19 protein-coding genes are annotated in these 21,935 nt (G+C 29.9%); 8 read left to right on the top strand and 11 right to left on the bottom strand.

Going from position 1 to position 21,935, the window contains the following annotated elements; genetic code table 11:
- Positions 1–2: 2 nt before the first annotated feature.
- The 4 genes from top6B to eif1A all read right to left on the bottom strand — a co-directional run bounded on the left by top6B (position 3) and on the right by eif1A (position 3,784).
- The gene (gene top6B / locus ACI389_RS01105) at positions 3–1,709 is read right to left on the bottom strand and encodes a DNA topoisomerase VI subunit B (protein WP_439779711.1); all 1,707 of its coding nucleotides are present in this window, start codon (positions 1,707–1,709) and stop codon (positions 3–5) included.
- Positions 1,710–2,004: 295 nt separating this feature from the next.
- Positions 2,005–2,625, bottom strand: a complete 621-nt coding sequence (locus tag ACI389_RS01100) for a KH domain-containing protein (RefSeq protein ID WP_439779710.1) — start codon at positions 2,623–2,625, stop codon at positions 2,005–2,007.
- Between the two features lie 52 nt (positions 2,626–2,677).
- Entirely contained in the window at positions 2,678–3,451 is a 774-nt protein-coding gene (locus ACI389_RS01095) for a serine protein kinase RIO (protein WP_439779709.1), read from the bottom strand.
- Between the two features lie 27 nt (positions 3,452–3,478).
- Positions 3,479–3,784 (bottom strand): translation initiation factor eIF-1A, encoded by a 306-nt coding sequence (eif1A, locus tag ACI389_RS01090; RefSeq protein WP_432644372.1) that lies wholly within the window; start codon positions 3,782–3,784, stop codon positions 3,479–3,481.
- Positions 3,785–3,876: 92 nt separating this feature from the next.
- Between eif1A and ACI389_RS01085 the strand changes: the two genes are divergently transcribed.
- The 3 genes from ACI389_RS01085 to ACI389_RS01075 are packed head-to-tail and all read left to right on the top strand — an operon-like array spanning position 3,877 to position 5,848.
- Entirely contained in the window at positions 3,877–5,100 is a 1,224-nt protein-coding gene (locus tag ACI389_RS01085) for a molybdenum cofactor synthesis domain-containing protein (protein ID WP_439779708.1), read from the top strand.
- Between the two features lie 26 nt (positions 5,101–5,126).
- Positions 5,127–5,588, top strand: a complete 462-nt coding sequence (locus ACI389_RS01080; RefSeq protein ID WP_439779707.1) for a GyrI-like domain-containing protein — start codon at positions 5,127–5,129, stop codon at positions 5,586–5,588.
- 8 nt (positions 5,589–5,596) lie between these two features.
- Entirely contained in the window at positions 5,597–5,848 is a 252-nt protein-coding gene (locus tag ACI389_RS01075; protein WP_439779706.1) for a hypothetical protein, read from the top strand.
- 12 nt (positions 5,849–5,860) lie between these two features.
- Here ACI389_RS01075 and ACI389_RS01070 read toward each other — a convergent pair whose 3' ends face one another.
- From ACI389_RS01070 to hypD, 3 genes are read right to left on the bottom strand one after another with little or no spacing between them, the layout of a single operon-like run.
- Positions 5,861–7,171: a TldD/PmbA family protein gene (locus ACI389_RS01070; protein WP_439779705.1), complete on the bottom strand. Its 1,311-nt coding sequence runs from the start codon at positions 7,169–7,171 to the stop codon at positions 5,861–5,863.
- Positions 7,172–7,178: 7 nt separating this feature from the next.
- Entirely contained in the window at positions 7,179–7,883 is a 705-nt protein-coding gene (locus tag ACI389_RS01065) for a phosphoglycolate phosphatase (RefSeq protein WP_439779704.1), read from the bottom strand.
- A 3-nt stretch (positions 7,884–7,886) separates the two neighbouring features.
- Positions 7,887–8,933, bottom strand: a complete 1,047-nt coding sequence (gene hypD, locus ACI389_RS01060; RefSeq protein WP_439779730.1) for a hydrogenase formation protein HypD — start codon at positions 8,931–8,933, stop codon at positions 7,887–7,889.
- Positions 8,934–9,000: 67 nt separating this feature from the next.
- Here hypD and ACI389_RS01055 point away from each other — a divergent pair, with 67 nt between their 5' ends.
- Together ACI389_RS01055 and ACI389_RS01050 are read left to right on the top strand one after the other, a co-directional pair.
- Entirely contained in the window at positions 9,001–10,701 is a 1,701-nt protein-coding gene (locus ACI389_RS01055) for a cytidylyltransferase domain-containing protein (RefSeq protein ID WP_439779703.1), read from the top strand.
- Complete coding sequence (locus ACI389_RS01050) at positions 10,688–11,698, top strand: N-acetylneuraminate synthase family protein (RefSeq protein WP_439779702.1); 1,011 nt, start codon at positions 10,688–10,690, stop codon at positions 11,696–11,698. Before ACI389_RS01055 ends, ACI389_RS01050 begins: the two co-directional genes overlap by 14 nt.
- Positions 11,699–11,884: 186 nt before the next feature.
- Here the strand turns inward: ACI389_RS01050 and ACI389_RS01045 are convergent, their stop codons facing one another.
- From ACI389_RS01045 to ACI389_RS01030, 4 genes are all read right to left on the bottom strand, one after another.
- Complete coding sequence (locus tag ACI389_RS01045; RefSeq protein WP_439779701.1) at positions 11,885–13,414, bottom strand: NERD domain-containing protein; 1,530 nt, start codon at positions 13,412–13,414, stop codon at positions 11,885–11,887.
- A gap of 102 nt (positions 13,415–13,516) precedes the next feature.
- Positions 13,517–15,091 carry a glycosyltransferase family 39 protein gene (locus ACI389_RS01040; protein WP_439779700.1) on the bottom strand — a complete coding sequence of 525 codons (1,575 nt, stop codon included), beginning with the start codon at positions 15,089–15,091 and terminating at the stop codon, positions 13,517–13,519.
- Positions 15,092–15,105: 14 nt separating this feature from the next.
- Complete coding sequence (locus tag ACI389_RS01035) at positions 15,106–16,686, bottom strand: glycosyltransferase family 39 protein (RefSeq protein ID WP_439779699.1); 1,581 nt, start codon at positions 16,684–16,686, stop codon at positions 15,106–15,108.
- Positions 16,687–16,879: 193 nt separating this feature from the next.
- A complete protein-coding gene (locus ACI389_RS01030) occupies positions 16,880–17,725 on the bottom strand; it encodes a UbiA family prenyltransferase (protein WP_439779698.1) in 846 nt (281 codons plus the stop codon).
- A gap of 102 nt (positions 17,726–17,827) precedes the next feature.
- Between ACI389_RS01030 and ACI389_RS01025 the strand changes: the two genes are divergently transcribed.
- The 3 genes from ACI389_RS01025 to ACI389_RS01015 all read left to right on the top strand — a co-directional run bounded on the left by ACI389_RS01025 (position 17,828) and on the right by ACI389_RS01015 (position 21,895).
- Positions 17,828–18,922 (top strand): inositol-3-phosphate synthase, encoded by a 1,095-nt coding sequence (locus tag ACI389_RS01025; protein ID WP_439779697.1) that lies wholly within the window; start codon positions 17,828–17,830, stop codon positions 18,920–18,922.
- A gap of 158 nt (positions 18,923–19,080) precedes the next feature.
- The gene (gene oadA / locus ACI389_RS01020) at positions 19,081–20,793 is read left to right on the top strand and encodes a sodium-extruding oxaloacetate decarboxylase subunit alpha (protein WP_439779696.1); all 1,713 of its coding nucleotides are present in this window, start codon (positions 19,081–19,083) and stop codon (positions 20,791–20,793) included.
- A gap of 103 nt (positions 20,794–20,896) precedes the next feature.
- The gene (locus ACI389_RS01015) at positions 20,897–21,895 is read left to right on the top strand and encodes a tRNA-dihydrouridine synthase (RefSeq protein ID WP_439779695.1); all 999 of its coding nucleotides are present in this window, start codon (positions 20,897–20,899) and stop codon (positions 21,893–21,895) included.
- The last annotated feature ends 40 nt before the right edge of the window (positions 21,896–21,935 follow it).

Below are 21,935 nucleotides of genomic sequence, written 5' to 3'. Positions count from 1 at the left end.
ACCTATTCTTCGAATCCATCATCAGTATCATCATCAATGAATTTGTCTAAATTGCTATTTCCTTCTTCAACTGCATGTCCTCTTTCATCAAGTTCTTCCATGATGATTGCATCAAATTCTTCTTCTTCCTCTTCTTCTTCAACTTTTTCACCAAGTAACTCCGCAAGAGCTCTTTTAGTAACTTTTGCTAAAACTTCATTATATTCTGGAATTCCAGTTTCTCCAAGTTTAGCTGCTTCTTCAATAATAACTGGAACATATTCTTCGAATACTTTTGAACGTTTTTCTTTTTCTTTTGCTGCTTTTTTAGCTCTAAGATGTTTTTGAAGTTTACGAGCTAATTTCATAGATGCTTGTCTAATTTCATGAACGATTTCAGGTTCTGGTGAAACACTTTGCTTACCAGTTGAAAGGTAAGGTACTTGTGTTGAAATAATGTTCACAAATAATGTTAGTGGAGTATTATCTAAGTCTCTAAGACCGTAGCGTTTCCAATCAATACTTTTAAGTGCTTCAGTAATGGCACAGCTTCCTGCATCGAAAGTTAATGGAACTCTATTAGCAAATCTCATAATTTCAGATTTTCTCTGTTCTTTTACAACTCTTCCAGCATCTCCACCGTAAGCAAGGCCTGCTTCAATAATGAATGAAACACCACCTTGGTATGTTACAGGTTTTCTAGTAATTGTTGTTACAAATTCAGGTTTTAGAATTTGTTTCATACCTTTTTCAATTTGTTCAGATCCGATTGGTATAAGTCCATCAGTTGGAGGAGCCATAAATTTCATTTTCTTAAAGCAATGTACAATAGCTTCTGCTTCAGGAAATGTTAAGTCTTTTGGACGTTTATTCATGTCTATTCCAGTAATTTCAGAAATTTCGTCAACTCTTTTGTTGGACATTCTGGATAATGATGAAGTTAACATACTTTTATATCTTCTGCTGTCAGTATTTTGTGCCATGGTCATTAAATCATCAGCACTTACACCTTTTGGGTGAGGTAATACTTCTTTTGGAAGGATTGGAACAATGTCTGCTGCTCTTTTGAAAATATATTTGTGTCCAGAGGGGTCTCTGAATGTGATTTTAGCATGAGGGTTTCCAATCATAGTTCTTCTAATATATTCAAATGCACCTTGTTCTGCAAGGGAATAGGAAACTTCTTTGAATTGTAATTCAATGCATACTCCAGTACTTTCAGCAGGATAATCTTCTCTTTCCATTAAAATTCCACGGTTGTTTTGCACATCCATTTGGAATTTCATTTTTACTCCTTTGATTTTACCATTTTCTTTATAACATGAAATTACACGAGCAGGTTTACCAGTGGTCATTTGTGAAAGGAGTACACAACCACTACAACCTAATCCTTGTTGTCCTCTGGATTGTATGTTTCTAAATTTGGATCCAGCAAACATACTACAATATACTCTCATTACATAATCTTCAGGAATACCTGGACCATTATCTTTAAGTCTAAAGATATAATGTTCTTTATCAACTCGTTTTAATTCGATATCTATTTCTGGTAAAATACCTGCTTCTTCAGCTGCATCAAAACTGTTTGTAATTAATTCGTGGAATACAATAGTTAATGAACGAATTTTACCAGTAAAACCTAACATTTGCTTGTTTTTTCTAAAGAACTCGGATGGAGTCAAGTTTTTAAAATCATTTCTCCAATCAGTTCCTGCATCTTGTTCTGGCAAAAAAATTTCCTCCTAAAATTATCTATGTTTTACTTTATTATGCAATGTTTTATATTTAAATGGAGTTAGAGAGCATTTGAAAAGTAATATTTTTATATTGCCCTATCTAACCTAGATAAATATCTAATAAAATAATAAGTTAAAAACATGTAGAAAATATGGTATTTATACTACACTATCTATATATGTCTATTAAAGTATATAATAGTTTTCTATTATTGTTATAATTGTTATATTAAAATTGTATTAAAGTAATACTTTAATCTAAAAAAATAAAAAGTAGTAACATTTAATGTTACTGTAATGTTTTTTCATCAAATTCAAATCCCTCTTTGAATTCGATTTTATCATCTTCGATTCCGACAAGGTCTTTGAATTCTTTCATTTTTAAATCTTCTTTTTTACGTTCTAAGAATCCATAAACGGATTTATGTCTGGAACCTTTTAAAATCATTTCAATAGCTTCTTTAGCAACCATTATGTTATCCATTTCACCAATTAATGAAACAGTTTTTCCATAAATTGCCATATCTACTTCAGCCATTTGCATAATTATTTCACGTGTTTTCCCTTCTGTTCCAATGATTCTAGATTTATATCTTGCAAGAGCTTTTTTGGATTTGCCTATATATATTGGTAAGCTGATTACTTCCAGATAATAATCATCACTAACTAATTTTAATGCAACTTCTGGATTAAATCCGCGTGCTATTGCTTTTACGATATGGTTTGCATTCCATACTCCTAATGGATCTTCCATATTTTCACTAGGTTCGATATAAACAGTACCTTCATCACTGTCTATGTCGAGAATAACTCCAGTTGCATCTTCAATAGATTTTTTAACTCCTCCATTTTTTCCAATTAATGCTCCTATTCTATTTTGAGGTATTTTTAAATAATCTGTTTCGGGCATAATTTCACCTTTTTAAATTAGAATTAATTAATAATTATTTAATTGAAGTTATTTAAAATTTAGGATTAACATATTCCCAAATTTCTTTAAAACTAGTTTTTACACCAAGTTTTGTATATTCACGAACAAGTGTGTTAATGTCTCTTTCAAGAAGTTCTTTTGAAATAGGATTGTCTAAAACAACTGATTGTGAAACATCAATAATTACAGGTTCTTCATCTTTATTTAATATATTATAATTTGATAAATCCCCATGAACTAATTTTGCTTCATTTACAAATAATTTTAGATTTACAAGGAGTTTATTGAAAAATTCATCTGGGTTTTCTGGGGGGTGGTTTTTAACGGGTTGTGCAGGATTTCCTTTTTCATCTCCAATAAATTCGATTAGTAACACATTGTTTGCACTAGTAATTGGATGAGGAACTTTAATTCCTGCATTTTCGAGTCTTGTTAAGTTTTTAAACTCTTTTGTAACCCAAGAATAAATAATTTTTCTTTTGTTTTTAGTTTTAAGATTAAATCTTGGATCTCCTTTAAGGTAATAATCCATTTTTTTAAAATCAGATGTAGCAATTCTATAAACTTTAACTGCTATAAATTTTTTATCATCGGTAATGCCTGTAAGTACATTAGCTTCTTTTCCAGTACTTATAGCACCATTTAAAATATCAATGTATCCTTGATTAGCTAATTTATATAATGTTTCTAATGTTAGTTTGTCGAAAATTTCATTCCCTACTTTTCTATCAGAACTGTCTTTTTTTCTTTTTTGGGAATGTAGTTTTTCGTGTTTTGCATCTGCTTTAGCTATTTTAGAATCCATTAAAATCAAAAAAAAATAGTAGTTAGACTACATTTTTAAGTAGCCTTTTCTTTCAAGCCAATTTGATTCGGTTTTAGTGTATCTCCAAATTACATCAGCTTTTTCATCGGATTGGAAATCCCATGGTTTTACAAGGATTACGTCTCCTTCACGAATCCAAATACGTTTTTTCATTTTTCCAGGGATTCTGGTCATTCTCATATGTCCATCAGCACATCGAACTTTTAATTTTCCGTGTCCCATAATTTGTTCGACTACTCCTGCGATTTCTCCTTTTTTAGGTGTTCTTACTCTTCTATATTCTTGTTGTTGATTTTGATTAGGTTTAGACAAATACTCTCCTCCAATTTTAATAAGATTAAATTATTTATATATTTATCAATATATTATATATTAATTTATTGTATGTTATATAAGTGGTGATTATGGGAACCGAATTTTTAAAGATTAAAGAATGTGATGAAGCTAGTGATATTATTCAAGATTTATTCAATGAAAAGTTAAATCAGCAAAGTGAAGAAATTTTTGTTACTGAAGCATATGGTAGAGTTTTATTTGAAGATGTTTATTCAAAAATGGATTTCCCACCGTTTAATAAAGCTTTAAAAGATGGATTTGCAATTCTTGCTGAAGATAGTTTTGGTGCATCAGAAGAATCTCCTAAAACATTAGAAGTAATTGATTTTTTAGAAGCAGGAGCAGTTACTGATAAAAAAGTTGAAAAAGGAAAGTGTATTGAGATTAGTACTGGTGCTGCAATGCCTGAAGGTGCAGAATCTGTTGTGATGGTTGAATATGCTGAAAAATTAGATGGTAAAGTTAATCTATTAACTACAGCTACTCCTACACAAGATGTAGCTCGTAAAGGATCTGATATTGAAGAAGGTAAATTAATTCTCAAAAAGGGTGATTTATTAAATCCTGGTAAAATTGGAGTCTTACTTTCACAGGGTTTTGAAACTATTGAAGTTTATAAAAAACCTAGTGTGGGTGTTGTTTCTTCTGGAAATGAAATCACACTTCAAGAGGAAGAATTAAAATATGGTAAAATTTATGATGTTAATGGTGGTATGATTAAAAACGCAGCTATTTCCTGTGGTGCTAATGCTCACTTTTTAGGTATCATGAGAGATGATTATGAGGAAGTTAAGCAAAAAATAACTGATTGTTTAAAAGAATCAGATATTGTTATTTGTTCAGGTGGAACTTCTGCAGGTCTTGGAGATGTTTTAAATAGTGTTTTAGAGGAATTAGGTGAAGTTTATATCCATGGTATTTCAGTCCAGCCAGGTAAACCAACTATTGTAGGTGTAATTGAGGATAAATTGGTTATTGGTCTTCCTGGAAATCCTGTTTCTGCTTTAATGATATTTAATGCATTTATAGCAGAGCCATTAACTAAATTAGCTGGAATCAATAAAGACTTTGAACTTGATACTGTTAAAGGTAAAATGACTAGAAGAATTCATTCTCCTGTTGGAAGGATGCAATATCAACTTGTTAAAGTTGATGGAAAAGATATTCACCCAATATTTAAAGATTCAGGAGCAATATTTTCACTTTCAACTGCTGATGGATATGTGAAAGTTCCAAAATCTGTTGAACTTTTAGATGAAGGTGAAGAAGTAGAAGTTTATTTATTTAATTAAATATTATAAAATATTAAGGTGTAAAAATGGAAACTGAAGTTAAAGTAATTCCAGAACAAAAATTAGCTGTTATTAATTGTAAAACTCCAATTACTGATTTAGAAATTTTTCTTTCAATGTTAATGGGTTGGGTTGATGCTGAAGAAATTGAGACTGTTGGTGAACCATTTATTGTTTATTTCTCACCAAGACATCAAGTCAATGATGGTGATGTAGTATATGATGTAAGTATTCCTATTAAAGAGGATGCAAATGAAACTGATAGGATTCGTGTTGTTGATATGATTTCAAACAAAGTTTTATCTGGTATTCATTATGGTTCTAATGACAATATAATGGAGACTTATGAGAAATTAGTTAATATTGCTCAAGAAAACCATTATGATATTATTGGATCACCTAAAGAAGTTTTAATAAAAAATATTCATAATTGTAATGATGAAAAAGAATACATAACTGAGATTCAATTACCTATTATTGAAATGTAGGTGTTTAAATGCCTAAAAACGAAGAATTTGATATTGATAAAGAAATTGAGAGAATATCTAAGAAGACAAATATTAGTATGAAAAAATCTGAATATTCTTTTGAAAATCAAATAAAGAAATTAGATGCAGAAATTGATAGAATAATGGATGATAAATTAAATGAATTTGATGATACAAAAAAAGCATCATTAGATTATTTATCCATTGATTACAATGATTTTACAATTAGTAGATATAAAGAAAAATTAAAAAAGATTTAATTTTTCTATTTATTAATTTTGTCCTACAACTCTTAAATCGTGAACTAACAATTTTGGAAGAATAAATGAGCCATATTGTTTTATTTCTGATTTTATTCCTTCTACTTTTTTCATAATTTCAAATATATTTCCAGAAATCATAGCTTTATTAATTGGATCAGTTATTTCTCCATTCTCTATTTTAAATGCATTGCTTGCCTCAACTGAAAAATCTCCAGAAATCGGGTTCGCAGTATGTGCACCTAAAACACTTGTTGTTAAAACACCATTATTGATTTCAGATAAATCTTTCATTTCTTTAAATTTAAACTCAAGGTTTGTAGGAGAAATCATAGGAGTGGAGAAATAGGAATCTCTAAGACCATTAGATGTTGTTTTAACGCCTGATTTATTTGCAGTATAAATATCATAAATAAATGAATTTAAAACCCCATCTTTTATTAAATCTGTTTTTTGACTTACACTACCTTCCCCATCACATTTTGAGGTACCTATTCCTTTTTCTAAAAGAGGATTATCAGTAATTGTTAAGTTAGAACTGGTTATTTGAGAGTCCATTTTATCTTTTAGGATGGATCTACCTCTTCTAACATTTTCACCATTAAATGCACTCATAAATGTTTGTAAAAGACCAATTGCAGCATAATAATCAAGGACAACACTATAATTATTTGTTTCAATTGGTTTTGTATCAAGAGAATTTTTAGCAAGGTTACAGACTTCAATAGCTAATTTTTCACCATCTAAATCAAAGAATCTTGATGATTGTGAGTTATAAGCTGTTGCAATTTTACCGCCTTTTTGAGTAGTTACGGACAATCCAATACCAAATCCAGTACCTTCGTTTTCAATGGAAACTCCATTTGAATTTAAAATAAGGGATTTGTCTTCTCCTGCTGAAAATCCAGAACTGGTTATTTCACATTCTTGGTCAATTGTTGTACTGATTGTGTTTTTTAAAAATTCAATGGATTCATCTAACTCTAAATCATTAAATTTTTTATCATATACTTTTTTAACACTTGGGATTTTTTCAACTTCAGCAAAAGTATAATTTTCATCAATTTTATTTAATTTTGTGTTTTTAATTGATTGAGCTGCTGTTTCAGCTATTTTGTCCATGTTTGAAGTGAATGCAAAACCCACTTTATTATTCTTAATTACTCTGATACCTACTCCATATTCAATTTCTTCTTTTGCAAAATTCAATTCTTCTTTTCTGGAGTCAAGTTCGATAGATTTTGATTCATCAATGTATATCTCGTAAGCATCACAATCATTTTCTATTGCTTTTTTCGCTTTTTGTGCTATTTCATATATCATTTTATCACTATAATGCAAATTTTTCAATAGCTTCCGCTACACCATCACCAAAAGTGTTTTTACAAGTATAAGTACTAATCTCCTTTAATTTATCTTCAGCATTTCCTACTGCTATTCTATAACCCACTTGTTTTAAGAAATCTTCATCATTATGACCATCTCCAATTGCCATAACATTTTCCATATTTATTCCGTTTCTTTCACATAAATATTTGAGTGAAGTTCCTTTATTCACACGTTTATCGGTGATATGTAATGCAAAACCACTATCATAAATTTCAATTTCATCTAGGAATTCAAAATCTTTTAATGCATCTTTTAATTCTTTTTCACTGAGAGTTTTATAGAATACAGTTTCTGTTAATCTGTATATGTTATCATGAGATGCATGTTTATCAAATTTGTCACCTAGTTTTTCTTTTAAATGTTTTTCAGCAGATGTAACAAATGCTCTTTCAACTAATGTTTCAACAGCATCGTTATTTTCACCTTCTTTAAAAACAACACCACCATTTTCTGCTACAAGTCCACCACTACAACCAATTAATACTTCAGTGGCATAAGCATAGTTAACAACATTACCGGTTACAATGATTGTTGGTATTCCTTTGGCTTCTGCTTTTCTCAATGATTCAATAGCAGAGATACAAATTCGTCTTTTTTCATCTGTTATTGTTCCATCAATATCTACTGCAATTGCTTCAATTGTCATATCTTATCCTCTTGAATATCTGTGTGCGATATTACATGTTCCTTCTTTACTGACCATACAAGCTCCAATAGGGTGTAATGGATTGCATGTTTTTCTAAATAATTTACAGTCTTCAGGTCTTGCAAGTCCTCTTAAAATAGGTCCGCAAATACATCCTTTTGGTGCTTCTGTGACATTTTTAACTTCAATATCGTATTTTTCACGTGCATTATATTCACTGAATTCATCTTTAATTTCTAAGATAGAATTTGGTATCTTTGGAAATCCTCTCCATTCTCTAGAGGTTACTTCAAATACTTGATCCATTTTTTCTTGAGCGATTGTATTTCCTTCTTCTTTAACCGCCCTTGCATATTCATTTTCTATTTTTGGTGTTTCGTTATGGATTTGTCTTAAAATCATATATACTGACATTAATATGTCTAATGGATTGAATCCAGCTACAGCTTGCGGAATTCCAAATTTACTTGAGAAATATTCAAATGGTTTAGTTCCAATAATTGTACAGACATGTCCTGGTTGGATTAATGCATTTAAACTTGTTTCTCCAGAGTTGATTAAAAAATCAATAGCTGGAGGTATTAGCCTATGGCATGAGAGCACTGAGAAATTTTCAGGAGGTGTTGCTAATAATTCTGCTGCAGTGGTAGGAGCAGTTGTTTCAAAACCTGCTGATATGAATGCAACATCATTGTCTTCTTTTTCAGCTATTTCAATGGCTCTGTTGATTCCATAAACTACTCTCACATCTCCGCCTTCAGCTTTTGCATCTGCAAGTGATCTTTCAGAACCTGGGACTCTTAACATATCTCCGAAGGTGGTAATTGTAACTCCTTTGTCGATTAATTCTAGTGCTTCGTCAATTTCACGTGATGGTACTACACAAACAGGACATCCTGGTCCTGCAATGATTTCTACTTCATCTGGAAGTAGGCTTCTAATTCCATTTTCCATTATTGTATGTTCATGAGAACCACAAACATGCATTATCTTAACAGGTGTGGATAATTCATTTATTTTTTTTAATAATTTATCAGACATGCTTTTCATATTCATTTTAACACCAAAGATTTAATAATATATTATAAGTATATTTATTATTGTATTAATTAAATTTATGGATATAAAGATTAACATGTTCAATAATAATAAAATTTTAGTAGTTATTCCAGCTAATGAGATTTCAAAGGAAATCCCTAGGAAATATGTTCGTTTATTGCATGAAAGACCATTGATTTATTATGCAATAAATTGTGCTAAGTCATCTCAATATGTTGATGATGTTGTTGTAACTACAGATGATTCTGAAATTACATCAATTTCTGAGAAACTTGGTGTAAGTGTTATCAGAAGTTCAAAAGAATTGTCAGAGGAGGATATGTCATTAAGTGCTGTTGTTTTCAATACGATGGTTGAAAAAGAAAAATCTGCATTTGATGAATATGATATTGTAATTACATTATCTCCGATATCTCCATTGCTTAAAACACAGACTTTGGATAGAGTTATTGAAAAATTCGATGATTTTGCTCTTGAAAGTGTGATCTCAGTTGTTGAAGATAATCATTTGTCTTGGGGTTATGATGAAGAAAACAAAAGGTATTTCCCTAATTACATTGAAAGATGTGATAAAAAGGATTTACCTAATTCTTTTAGAGAAACTGGTGCTATAGTAGCTACTCGTAGAGGATTTATTAATGAAACCTCTTGTATTGGGGACAATATTGATGTAATAGAATTATCTAAGGAAGAAGCTATTACTATTAATGATTTTAAAGATTGGTGGATTGTTGAATTGCTTCTTCAGAGGAAAAGAGTAGGTATTGTTGTGAATGCTAATGATGGAATTGGAACTAGAAGAGTCGATAACTGTTTATCATTTGCATCAAAGCTTATTTCTCATGAAGTTTTATTTATTTTAGATGAAAAGTATGAATTAGGACAAAATTTAGTTAAAAAGTATGGTTTTAATTTTAAAATTTATGATGGTCATGAGTCAATTTATAATATTTTAGAAGAATTTGGTGCTCAGATAGTGATTAATGATGTATCAAACACTACTATGGAATATATGGCTGATTTAAGAGAGAAAGGATATTTTGTCGTTAATTTTGATGATTTAGGTGTCGGATCAAATTTTGCCCATGTAGTATTTGATTCATTATATGAGCATGATTTAAGCGATACAAATGTGTATAATGGTCAAAAATTCCATATTCTTAAAGATGAATTTTATTTGCAGCCACATAAAATAATTACTCAAGATGTAAATAATATTTTGATTATGATTGATGGTAATGACCCTAAACATTTATCAGAAACCTTTTTAGAATTAATCTTATCTACTACATATGACAAGAAAATAAATATTATAGTCGGTAGAGGATATGAGAATATTGAACAGTTCATATCTAAATTTGAGTCCAATCCGTTAGTTCAAATTTATCAAAATGTTTCAAATATCAGTGATTTCATGTTCAAAGCAGATATATTAATTACTTCTGCAAGTAAAATAGTTTATGATGCATGTGCATTAGGCATTCCTACAATTTCTATTTACCAAAATGATTTAGAAGAATCTCATGTTTTTGCAAACAGTGCTAATGGAATTTTAAATCTTGGTGATGTTGATTCGTTAACAAAAGAAAATTTCATTAATGAATTCTTAGCATTAGTCAATAATCATGACCTTAGATTGGAAATGCATAATAAAATGAAAGCTATTGATTTGCAGCATGGTTATGAAAATATTTGTTCTGTCGTTAAAGAAGAATATCGTAATTTTATGATGAATGGAGGAGTTCATGAGAATATTTAATAAACATCCTTTTTTAATTGGTGAAATTAGTTTTAAATATTATGATTTTGCCAAAAAAGAGGAGTTACCTTATTTTGAAGTCGCGGAGCTATTGGTTAAAAAATGTAGTGAATGTGGAATTAATGGAGTTAATTTCCATGTTGGTGATTCAGAATATTTGCATTGTAATTATGAAAATGATTCAAATCAAAAAGATCAATTAAGTTATGATGATTATAAACAATTAGCTATGTATTGTAAAGAAGGAGGAATGGCGTTTATAATAACTCCTACTAATAAGGAAATTGTTGATAATTTAGATGATGTAGTTGACGTTTACAAAATTGCTTCTTCTGATTTAAATAATATTCCTCTTATTGATTATATTTCAAAAAAACACAAACCTATATTATTATCCACAGCAGCAGCTAATTTAAAAGAAATAAAAGATGCTATAAATTGTATGGAAGATAATTCTAATTTTAATATTGTTTTAATGCATTCAGTTTTATCATACCCTACAAAGTTAGAAGATGCTAATCTTTTAATGATTAAAGATCTCCTAGAAAATTTCAAGGATTATGATGTTGGTTACTCAGATTATACAGTTTTGGATAAATCAATGTTTATTTTAACAACAGCATACAACTATGGTGCAGTTATATTGGAAAAATATTTCACTTTAGATAAGTCTTTTGAAGGTCATGAATTTGCTATGGATGAAGAGGATGCACGTATTATTAGATTAAATACTAATATGATGTCTAAAATTAATGGTTATAAAAATAAGCAACCTTTGATTTGTGAGTCATTTTCAAGGAATAACATTAGAAAATCTATTGTTGCAAAAGAAGACATTAAATTAGGTGAAACAATTAATAATTCTAATATTGATTTTAAAAGACCTGGAAATGGTATTTCTCCGTCAAAAGTAAATGAGATTATTGGTAAAAAAGTTAAAGTAGACATTGCAAAAGGTTCTTTAATTGAATATGATATGTTATCTTTAGTTCATTAATTCTTTTTATTGCTCTTTCATAGGCTTGATATGATAAAACTCTATGTTCCTGTGATTAAATTATAATTTCACTAGAGGCATTTAATTTAATTGGAGGAGATATAAGTATATTATTCTAACTATCATTTATTTCATTCGTTAAATTTAAATTAGATAATAGTTGATATGAAAAAATAAAAAAAGAAATTAAATTTCTGAAGAACAATCTGCTGAATATTTGTTGATTAATACAGCACATTTATCGATTGTTTCAGAATCTAATTTGATTGTAGCGGTTTGAATTTTATTTAATAATTCTTCAATAAATAAGTCTTCATCAGTTAAAGGCATATTTATAACCACAACTTCATTGTTTATGAATCCTACTAAAGGTTCAACAAAACAGTTTCTAATATTGTTTTCGTTAAGGAAGTTTATTAAATCTTCACCTAAACTTAATGCTTTTTGTTTTACTTTATTGTCTTGTAAAAATTTAGCCTGTTTTGTAGTATATTTGAATTTTCTTGTATTTCCATAGCTTGGAATTTCTTCAAGTTTGTCCTCTTCAGATTCAATACTTCCAATTAAATTTAGATTTTCGTTTTCTGATTCTAATCTAATTTTTGGATTATATTTTTGTGAAAGCAATGCATAAATTCCAGTTGGACCTACAACAACATGGTTAATACCTGATGTGGAAGTTGGAGTTTTAACATTGTAGAATACATAAAACTCTTCTGGAAGACGTAATAATTGTTCTCTTATTATTCTTGTTCTTTCTTCAGTTTGTTTCATGTCTCTTGTTCTATAAATTCCATAACACAAAATGATTACTCCAATGAATAAAGCAATAACTCCGATACCACTGTTTATAGTTAGAATTTCAATTATGCTTAAGATAAAAATGACTACTCCTATAATGATAATTGTATTTTTACTATTTAAGATTTTAACATCAACTTTTAAGTCATTACTCATAATTGGATTTTCTTCAGGTGTTATCTCACCAATATTGGGTTCTTTTAAGCTAATTCTATCAAGAAAACTTTTATTTGAGTTTAGTTTGTTATTTTTTGGATAGTATTCATCCATTCCCTTGAAAAATTCATTTTTAAGGAAATTTTTTAAGATGTCATAATCTTCGGTTTTTGGAACTGCAAATTCTTTTCCAAATCTTGATAAAACAGATGGTGGTATGGTAGTTCTTGCTGTTTTTAAGATTACTTCTTCTTGTATTTCTTCCTCTTCTTTTTCATAATCTGCAATTTGCAACATATGTTCTTCTGAAAAGAAATTTTCAAGTTTATTAGTAAGTGATCTTAATGAGTGAGTGTCATCTTCTGTTCTTATTTCTTCAGATGTTGGTTCTTTAGGTTCTGATTCTCTTCTAATGTTTTCAAGTTCTATACGTTTTTCTTCAAGATAGGATTCTAATTCTTTATTCATATCCTCATCTAGGTATCTTAAAGATCCACCACAGCTATCGCATTCATAGTCAAGTACATTATCACTACTTCTAATTTTATATTTTAGTCCACAGTCTTGACATTGAACTATGTAGGAATCATTATACTTTGTTGAACTAATAAATGGAGTATCTGATTTTTTTTCTTCATTAGAATAGTTTTCTAAGTATTCTAAGTCACCTGCACATGAAGAACACTCGAATGTAGATATATCATCATTATCATCGAGTTGGTATTTTGCACCACAGTTCTTACAGCATACAACTTTCATATTATCCTCTTAATACTTTTTATATTATTATTTTGTTATTTTTTTTATTATATATGTTTCTAATAATATTAAAAACATAATTTTTTGATAATAGTTTTGGACTTAAAATGCATTGTTTTTATATAGGTATAATCCACCACTATTTTTAACTTCAGTAAAATTTGTCAAGTTTTCTAGTTTTCCCTGTGAAATATGATAGCTCACATTACTTTGATCTATTTCTCCAGGAACATCTGCATGGAGAATAATAATATTTGGACCAATCCACCAGCTGTAAGGCCTTATATTGTACACTCCGATGGTCATATTTTCATAGTCGGGGTTATTATCAATTATATAATTGGATATTTCTTCTGTTGCAAGATATTTGTCTGTTGGCTCAAAGGTTGCAGTGAATGCAAAGGCTTGAATGACAAACAAAGCTATTAAAAATATTGGTATTATATTTTTATTAATGTTTATGTGCTTTTGGATACTGTTTATTGCAAGTAATAAGAAAAATATGAATGGAGGGAATACTGGGAGAATATATCTATTGACCTTAATTATGTGGTAACTGAAAAATATTGCATTTGCCAGTATCCATGTTAACATGAATATTTCATTTTTATGTTCGCTATTTTTTCCAATTAAATAAAATGCTATTAATGTCAGTAAAATTGTTACTACTGATGTGATTCTTCTAAAACTTAAAATAGCAATTAAAATTATTGCAATAGGGAGAATGTCATGTTTTTTGATTTTTAAGTTATTATCATATAACCAAAATCCGATTCCTATAAACAATAATGCAAATACTGCAAGTGACAAAACTGTAGGATATTCTAAGACAGGATTTGCTTCAAATACAGTATGTGAATTTGATATAAAATTTGGGAAATTCACAATATAATAACTTATGTCTGGATTATATGCTGGATCAGTGATATCTCCATTTGTTCCTTTTATTCCATTTACCATTTGACTGCCTGCTCCGAACTGACTATTTCCCATATAATAAACTTTTAAAAATACGAGTATCGCTAGAATTAAAGCAATAGCTATTCCTATTAATATGTATTTTCTGTCTTTTTTTTTTATTTTGAGTCCGTTTTCGAGGATGTAGAATAGGAAGAATGCAGGTAGTGTTAGGATTACTGTGTATCTTGTGTAGAGTCCGATGACCATTAGTGGTATTACGTATTGGTAGTATTTTGGGTTTTCTTTGACTGCGATTATTGTGAATAGTGCGATCCAGATGATTATTGCTACTGCGGGGATGTCTAATGTTCCGTTTGCAAGCCAGACTAAGTATAGGGAGAATGATGAGTAAAGTATTGTACCTGTTAGGCTTAATTCTTCATTAAAGAATTTTTTTAAAAGTAAGTAAAATCCAATGTTTCCGATTATTGCAAAGAGTCCTGTGACAAGATATATTGCTAGCTTATCGACAAGCCCTACTCTAAAAAGAAGGGATGTTAAAAAGCAGATTACTGGAGATAGAAATATATTGTCGATTGTGTGTATATTTGTTCCAGTATAATAAAGAGCATTTAATAGATATACGTAAACATCAGTGCATGAAATACCTATTGAATTATTGAAGTTAATGTAATATCCAACTAGGATGGTACTAAATATTAAAATAACTAATAAATAGATTTTGTCCTTTTTATTTATGTTAAATTCGCTAAGCAATTGATTCCTCACCATTAAAAATTGTTGTTCTTATATAAATATAAGTTATTGATGTTTTTTATCTCTTGGAAGTTTGTTAAGTTATCAAGGGGATTATTTGATATATAATAACTTATATTACTTTGATCTATTCCACTTTGGTTGCCTGAGGGGATTCCAATTGTGTTTGAGCCGAGCCACCAGCTGTATGGTCTGATATTATATGCTCCAATGGTCATATTTTCATAGTCGGGATTATTGTCGATTATGTAATTTGAAATTTCTTCAGGGCTTAAATACTTATCTGTTGGTTCGACTGTTGCTGTAAATGCAAATGCTTGGGCAACAAATAGCACTATCAAAACTATTGGAATTATGTTTTTATTGATTCTCACATGTGAATGAATGTTTTCTATTGCTATTAAGACAAAGAATATGAATGGAGGGAATGTGGGGAGTATATATCTATTAACTTTAACGATATCAAAGCTAAGGAAGATTGCATTTGCTAAAATCCAGCCAAGCATAAACACTCCATTATTATATTCTCTATCTTTAGCAAGTAAATAAATTCCAATATAAGCTAATATTGATGTAATTACTGATGTAACTCTGTTAAAACTTATAATAGCAATTAAAATTATTCCAATTGCAAAAATATCTTTTTTACTTAAATTAAAATTGTTTTTATGGTCATATAACCAGAATACTGTTCCAATAATCAATAATGCAAGTATTGCATAAGATAAAATTGTAGGGGAGTATAGTGTAGGGTTTGCTTCAAATACAGTATGTGAATTTGATATAAAATTTAAGTAATTTACTAAATAATAACTTGAATCTGGGTTAAATGCAGGATCGCTTTTTGATCCAGAGTCTCCTTTCACTCCATTGACCATTTGACTAGCAGCATCGAACCTACCATTTCCCATAACAAAAACAATTAAAAATATGACTACTGCTATAATTATAGCTATTATCAATCCTTTTTTTATGTATTTTCTGTCTTCTTTTTTTATTTTGAGTCCGTTTTCGAGGATGTAGTATAGGAAGAATGCGGGTAGTGTTAGGATTACTGTGTATCTTGTGTAGAGTCCGATGACCATTAGTGGTATTACGTATTGGTAGTATTTTGGGTTTTCTTTGACTGCGATTATTGTGAATAGTGCGATCCAGATGATTATTGCTACTGCGGGGATGTCTAATGTTCCGTTTGCAAGCCAGACTAAGTATAGGGAGAATGATGAGTAAAGTATTGTACCTGTTAGGCTTAATTCTTCATTAAAGAATTTTTTTAAAAGTAAGTAAAATCCAATGTTTCCGATTATTGCAAAGAGTCCTGTGACAAGATATATTGCTAGCTTATCGACAAACCCTACTCTAAAAAGAAGAGAAGTCAAAAAACATATAACTGGAGAGATATAGACAAACTGAGTAATATTTACTTGTTCACCAGTATAATAAAGAGAATTTAAAAGATATACATAAACATCAGAACATGAAATACCTATTGAATTATTGAAATTAATGTAATATCCTACCAATATTGTGCTAAATATTAGAATGGCTATTAAATATATCTTGTCCTTTTTGTTTATGTTAAATTCGCTAAACATTATTATTACTTCTTATTATTTCCTATATATAATAATTCTCATGCTTATACTATGAAAATAGAGGTTTTTCGATAGTGGGAGATGTTTAAGTTAAGTATTGGATAGGGAAGTTAAATTTGGAGTAATGATTATGGGAAAACAATAAGATATGTTTTTTTTGAAAAAATTAATGAATTCATTAATCTAAAAGTAGTTAGATTAATGATCCGAGGGCAAAAGCAACAAAAGCTATTAACATTCCAATTTTTAAATTTTTGGAAACTTTGGCAGCAACTTCTCTTTCCTGTGATTTTAGTATTAGTACTGCAGAGTAAACGAACAATATGACTGCAATAGCTATGATAATTAGATATAATATTCCAAAAATATGGTAATAATAAAGTAGAGGACATAATACACTGTCTAATATTATTAGAATAGCTGCAAGTACTGCGGATTTTTTTTCTCCAATCAAAATAGGCAATGTCTTTGCACCATCAGTCATATCACCTTCAATGTCTTCAATATCTTTTATGATTTCACGTGCGGTGGTCATTACAAATGCAAAGAATCCTAAAAATAAGGAAGTTGATACAATACTTGGATTGTTGATAGTAAATCCTCCAAACACGAATCCAAATCCAGTTAAAAATCCAACAGTTAAATTACCAATTAATGGGGTTGTCTTTAGAGTATATGCATATAAATAAAGAGCAATATCTGCAAATAGCACGGTTGCAAATGGTATCCAGTTGTTTGTAAGATAACTAATTAGAAAACCACATAAAGTCCCAATTAAAAATAGTAAATAAGCATAATTTCTTCCATTTTTCAATGAAATCCTACCGGAAGGTATGGGTCTTTCAGGTTTATTTATTAAGTCAATATTATAATCAAAATAATCGTTTATAACGTTTCCGGCTGCTGTTTCAAAAAAAACAGCAAGCATTGCAAGAATTATAGGAATTGAAATTGTCTTGTCAATGAGTGCAACTAAAATTATTGATATTGCACCCATTAATGCATTCCCTGGTCTTAAAATTTCTATATATGGATTCATGTTTTTAGTTCCTATATTTTAATTAAACATTAATTATATAAAGTATATTAACATATAAATTTATTAGTATTTTTATTAAAAAGTATTTAGGCAGGTGTTATATTGGATAAAATTAAAATAGCAATTGTTGGAATAGGAAACTGTGCTAGTTCTCTTATTCAAGGAATACATTATTATGATGGTAAAAAACCTGAAGATGCAATAGGGCTTATGCATTGGAATATTGGAGGATATAAACCTAGTGATATTGAAGTTGTTGCAGCTTTTGATGTGGACAAGAGAAAAGTTGGAAAAACTATTGATGAAGCGATTTTTGCAAAACCAAACTGTACTACAGTTTTCCAAGAAGATATTCCTAAATACGATGCTAAAGTAAGTATGGGGCATGTTCTGGATGGCGTTGCTGAACACATGTCTAATTATGATGATGAATACACATTTGTTGTAAGTGATGAGGATCCTGTTGATGTTGTAGAAGTCCTAAAGGAAAGTGGAGCTGAAATCTTGGTTAATTATTTACCAGTAGGTTCAGAAAATGCGGCAAGATATTATGCTCAATGTGCTCTTGATGCTGGTGTTGCATATGTGAACTGTATGCCAGTGTTTATTGTAAGTGATGATGAATGGGATGCTAAATTTAAGGTAAAAGGAATTCCTATTGTAGGTGACGATATCAAGGCTCAAATTGGTGCAACTATTACTCACAGAACACTAGCTAGTTTATTTATGGATAGAGGTGTAAAATTAGATAAAACTTATCAAATCAATACTGGTGGTAACACTGACTTTTTAAACATGCTTAATCGTGAAAGATTAGACTCTAAAAAGGAATCCAAGACTGAAGCTGTTCAGTCAGTATTAAAAGAAAGAATGGATGATAGGGATATTCATATTGGTCCTAGTGATTATGTTCCATGGCAAAATGATAACAAATTATGTTTCCTCAGAATGGAAGGTCGTACATTTGGTGATGTTCCTATGAACATTGAACTTAGATTAAGTGTGGAAGATTCTCCAAACTCTGCAGGATGTGTAATTGATGCAGTCAGATGTTGTAAAATCGGTTTAGAAAGAGGTATTGGTGGACAGTTAACTTCAATTTCTTCATACACTATGAAACATCCTCCGATTCAATACACTGATGATGAAGCGTTTGAAAATGTTGAAAAATTCATTTCTGGCGAATTAGAAAGATAATTTTTCGATATTATTTTCTTTTTTTGAATTTTTTTAGAAATCTCTTGGACCAAATAGAATCAAGGGATATTTTGCATATTTTTATATAATACAAACTACATATATTATAGTTGGATATTTTATGATTATTTTTAAATAAATGTTAAGAGGTGTAAATAATGGCAAAAGTAAGGTTTACAGAAACAGCACTTCGTGATGCTCACCAATCTCTTCTTGCTACAAGAATGAGAACTAGAGATATGATTCCTATTGCTCAAGAAATGGATAAAGTAGGTTTCTTTTCAGTTGAAGCTTGGGGTGGAGCTACTTTTGATACTTGCATTAGATATTTGAATGAAGACCCATGGGCAAGATTAAGACAATTAAAATCAGAATTCAATAAAACTCCTATTCAAATGCTTTTAAGGGGGCAAAATTTAGTAGGATATAAACATTATCCTGATGATGTGGTAACAAAATTCGTAGAAAAATCATATGAAAATGGTGTAGATGTTTTCAGGGTTTTTGATGCGTTAAATGATGTCAGAAATATGGAAAAAACAATCCGTGTTGCTAAAGATCAAGGTGCACACGTACAGGGTACAATAAGTTATACTATAAGTCCTGTTCATACTATTGATGGTTTTGTGGATTTAGCTAAAGATCTCGAAGCTCTTGATTGTGATTCTGTTGCAATTAAGGATATGGCTGGTTTAATCACTCCTACTGCTGCTTATGAGTTAGTATCAAAATTAAAAGAAGAAACAGATTTACTTGTTGACTTGCATTGTCATTGTACTAGTGGTATGACTCCAATTAGTTATTATGCGGCATGTCAAGCTGGTGTTGACATTTTAGACACTGCTATGTCACCTCTTGCATGGGGAACAAGTCAACCACCAACAGAAAGTATGGTTGCGGCTCTTCAAGGAACAGAATTTGACACAGGTCTTGATTTAAAATTATTAGCTTCAATTAAAAAGTACTTTGAAGACATTAAAGAAAAATACTTAGAAATTTTAGATCCAATTTCTACAAGTATTGATGCAGATGTATTATTATATCAAATTCCTGGTGGAATGCTTTCAAATCTTATTTCTCAACTTAAAGAGCAAAATGCACTTGATAGATATAATGATGTATTGGAAGAAATGCCTCGTGTTAGAAAAGATATGGGATACCCACCTCTTGTAACTCCAACAAGTCAAATTGTTGGTATTCAAGCTGTAATGAATGTTTTAGGTGGAGAAAGATATAAAACTGTATCTAATGAAGTTAAAGATTACATGAAAGGTATGTATGGTAAACCACCTGCAGATGTAAATGAAGAAATTGCTAAAAAAATCATTGGTGATGAAGAAGTTATTACATGCAGGCCTGCAGACTTACTTGAACCTGAATTTGATAAATATAAATCTGAAGGGGAAGAAAAAGGATTTGTCAAATCTGATGAAGATGCATTGACTTATGCATTATATCCATCAATTGCTCCAAAATTCCTTAAAGGTGAAGCTGTAGAAGAGGAACTTAAACCACCTCATGCATTTGCAGAAGATGAAACAATTGGAATTCCAACTCAATATAATGTTGAAGTTGATGGGGATATGTTTGAAGTTAAAATCATGCCTACTGGATTTATGGAAATTGAAGAAGGAGCTAATGGTAATTTCCACCCAGTTGAAGGTGGAGTCATTTCTTCTATGAATGGTATGGTAATCAAACTCAAAGTTAATGTTGGAGATAAAGTCACCAAAGGATCAACTATTTGTGTTATTGAAGCTATGAAGATGGAAAACGATATACAATCTGAAGTTGATGGTGTTGTTGAAGAAATATTTGTAGAACCGGGTGATGCGGTTAACACTGGTGATACTTTAATGGTAATCAAATAGATTACCTTCACTTTTTTTTTAAAATAAAAAATTATACTGTTTTTTTAAAATTATTTTTTTTTAATTATTAGTTATTGTAATAATTTTGTTAAGTTGGGGTAATATGAAAGATATTTTTGATAATGTTCAATTAGGGGATTTAAATCTTAAAAGTCGTATAGTTAGAACTGGAACTTGGGAAACTGAAACATCAGAAGGAGGATTTTTAACAGAGGATGTTTATGATAGATATGAAAAGATTGCAAGTAGTGGTACTGGTTTAATCGTATCTGAAATATTCGCCCTAGATTATAAAGACAGGTTTTTCCCTTATTCTACTAATATGAATTATAAAGGTTTTATTAAGGATTATCAAATGGTTACAGATATTGTGCATAAGTATGATGTCTCAATTTTAGGTCAACTTGCATTCTTTTATTATGATGATGGTGAAAACCAGAAAGTGGAAGTTAATCAAATTACCGAGCAAGGAATTAGAAAATTGCAGGCTGAAGTAATTATGGCTGCTAAAAAATTCTCATTTGCTGGATTTGACGGAATTCAAATTAACATGGGGAATAATTTTTATCTTGCGAGGTTCATGAATCCATATTTTAATCAGAGAGATGATAAATATGGTGGAAATACTGAAAATCGTGTTAGAATTTCTGCTGAGATAATTAAGGTTATCAAAAAAACCATGGATATGCATATAAGCTGTAGAATTAATCCATGGGATGTAAGAAAAGGTGGAATGACTGCTGATGAGAGTATTGCTATTGCAAAAGAACTTGAAAAAGCAGGTGCTGATAGTATTCAACTTACAGCACGTACAATATCACAAATTTATGATAAAGGAGAAAAGCATCCATTTTTGGTTTATGTTGAAAAATTAATTGATGCAGTTGATATTCCTGTTATTCTAGGTGGGTCTCTTAGGGATATGAAAACAATTAATGATGTTTTAAATAGTTCAACTGTAGAATATATTTCAATGTCCAAACCATTTGTTGCTCAATCTGATTTTTTAGCAGATTGGAAAGAAAATGGTGAAGGTGTAGCAATTTGTCAAAGTTGTAATAATTGTTATTCCAAAAAAACTAGTACTTGTTTTAAATATTAGGAAGAATATTTCTAATATTATTTATTTTTTAAACACGATT

The organism is Methanobrevibacter sp. (genome assembly GCF_051877095.1).
Classification (GTDB): Archaea; Methanobacteriota; Methanobacteria; order Methanobacteriales; family Methanobacteriaceae; genus Methanocatella.
This window is presented reverse-complemented; position numbering and strand designations above follow the sequence as displayed.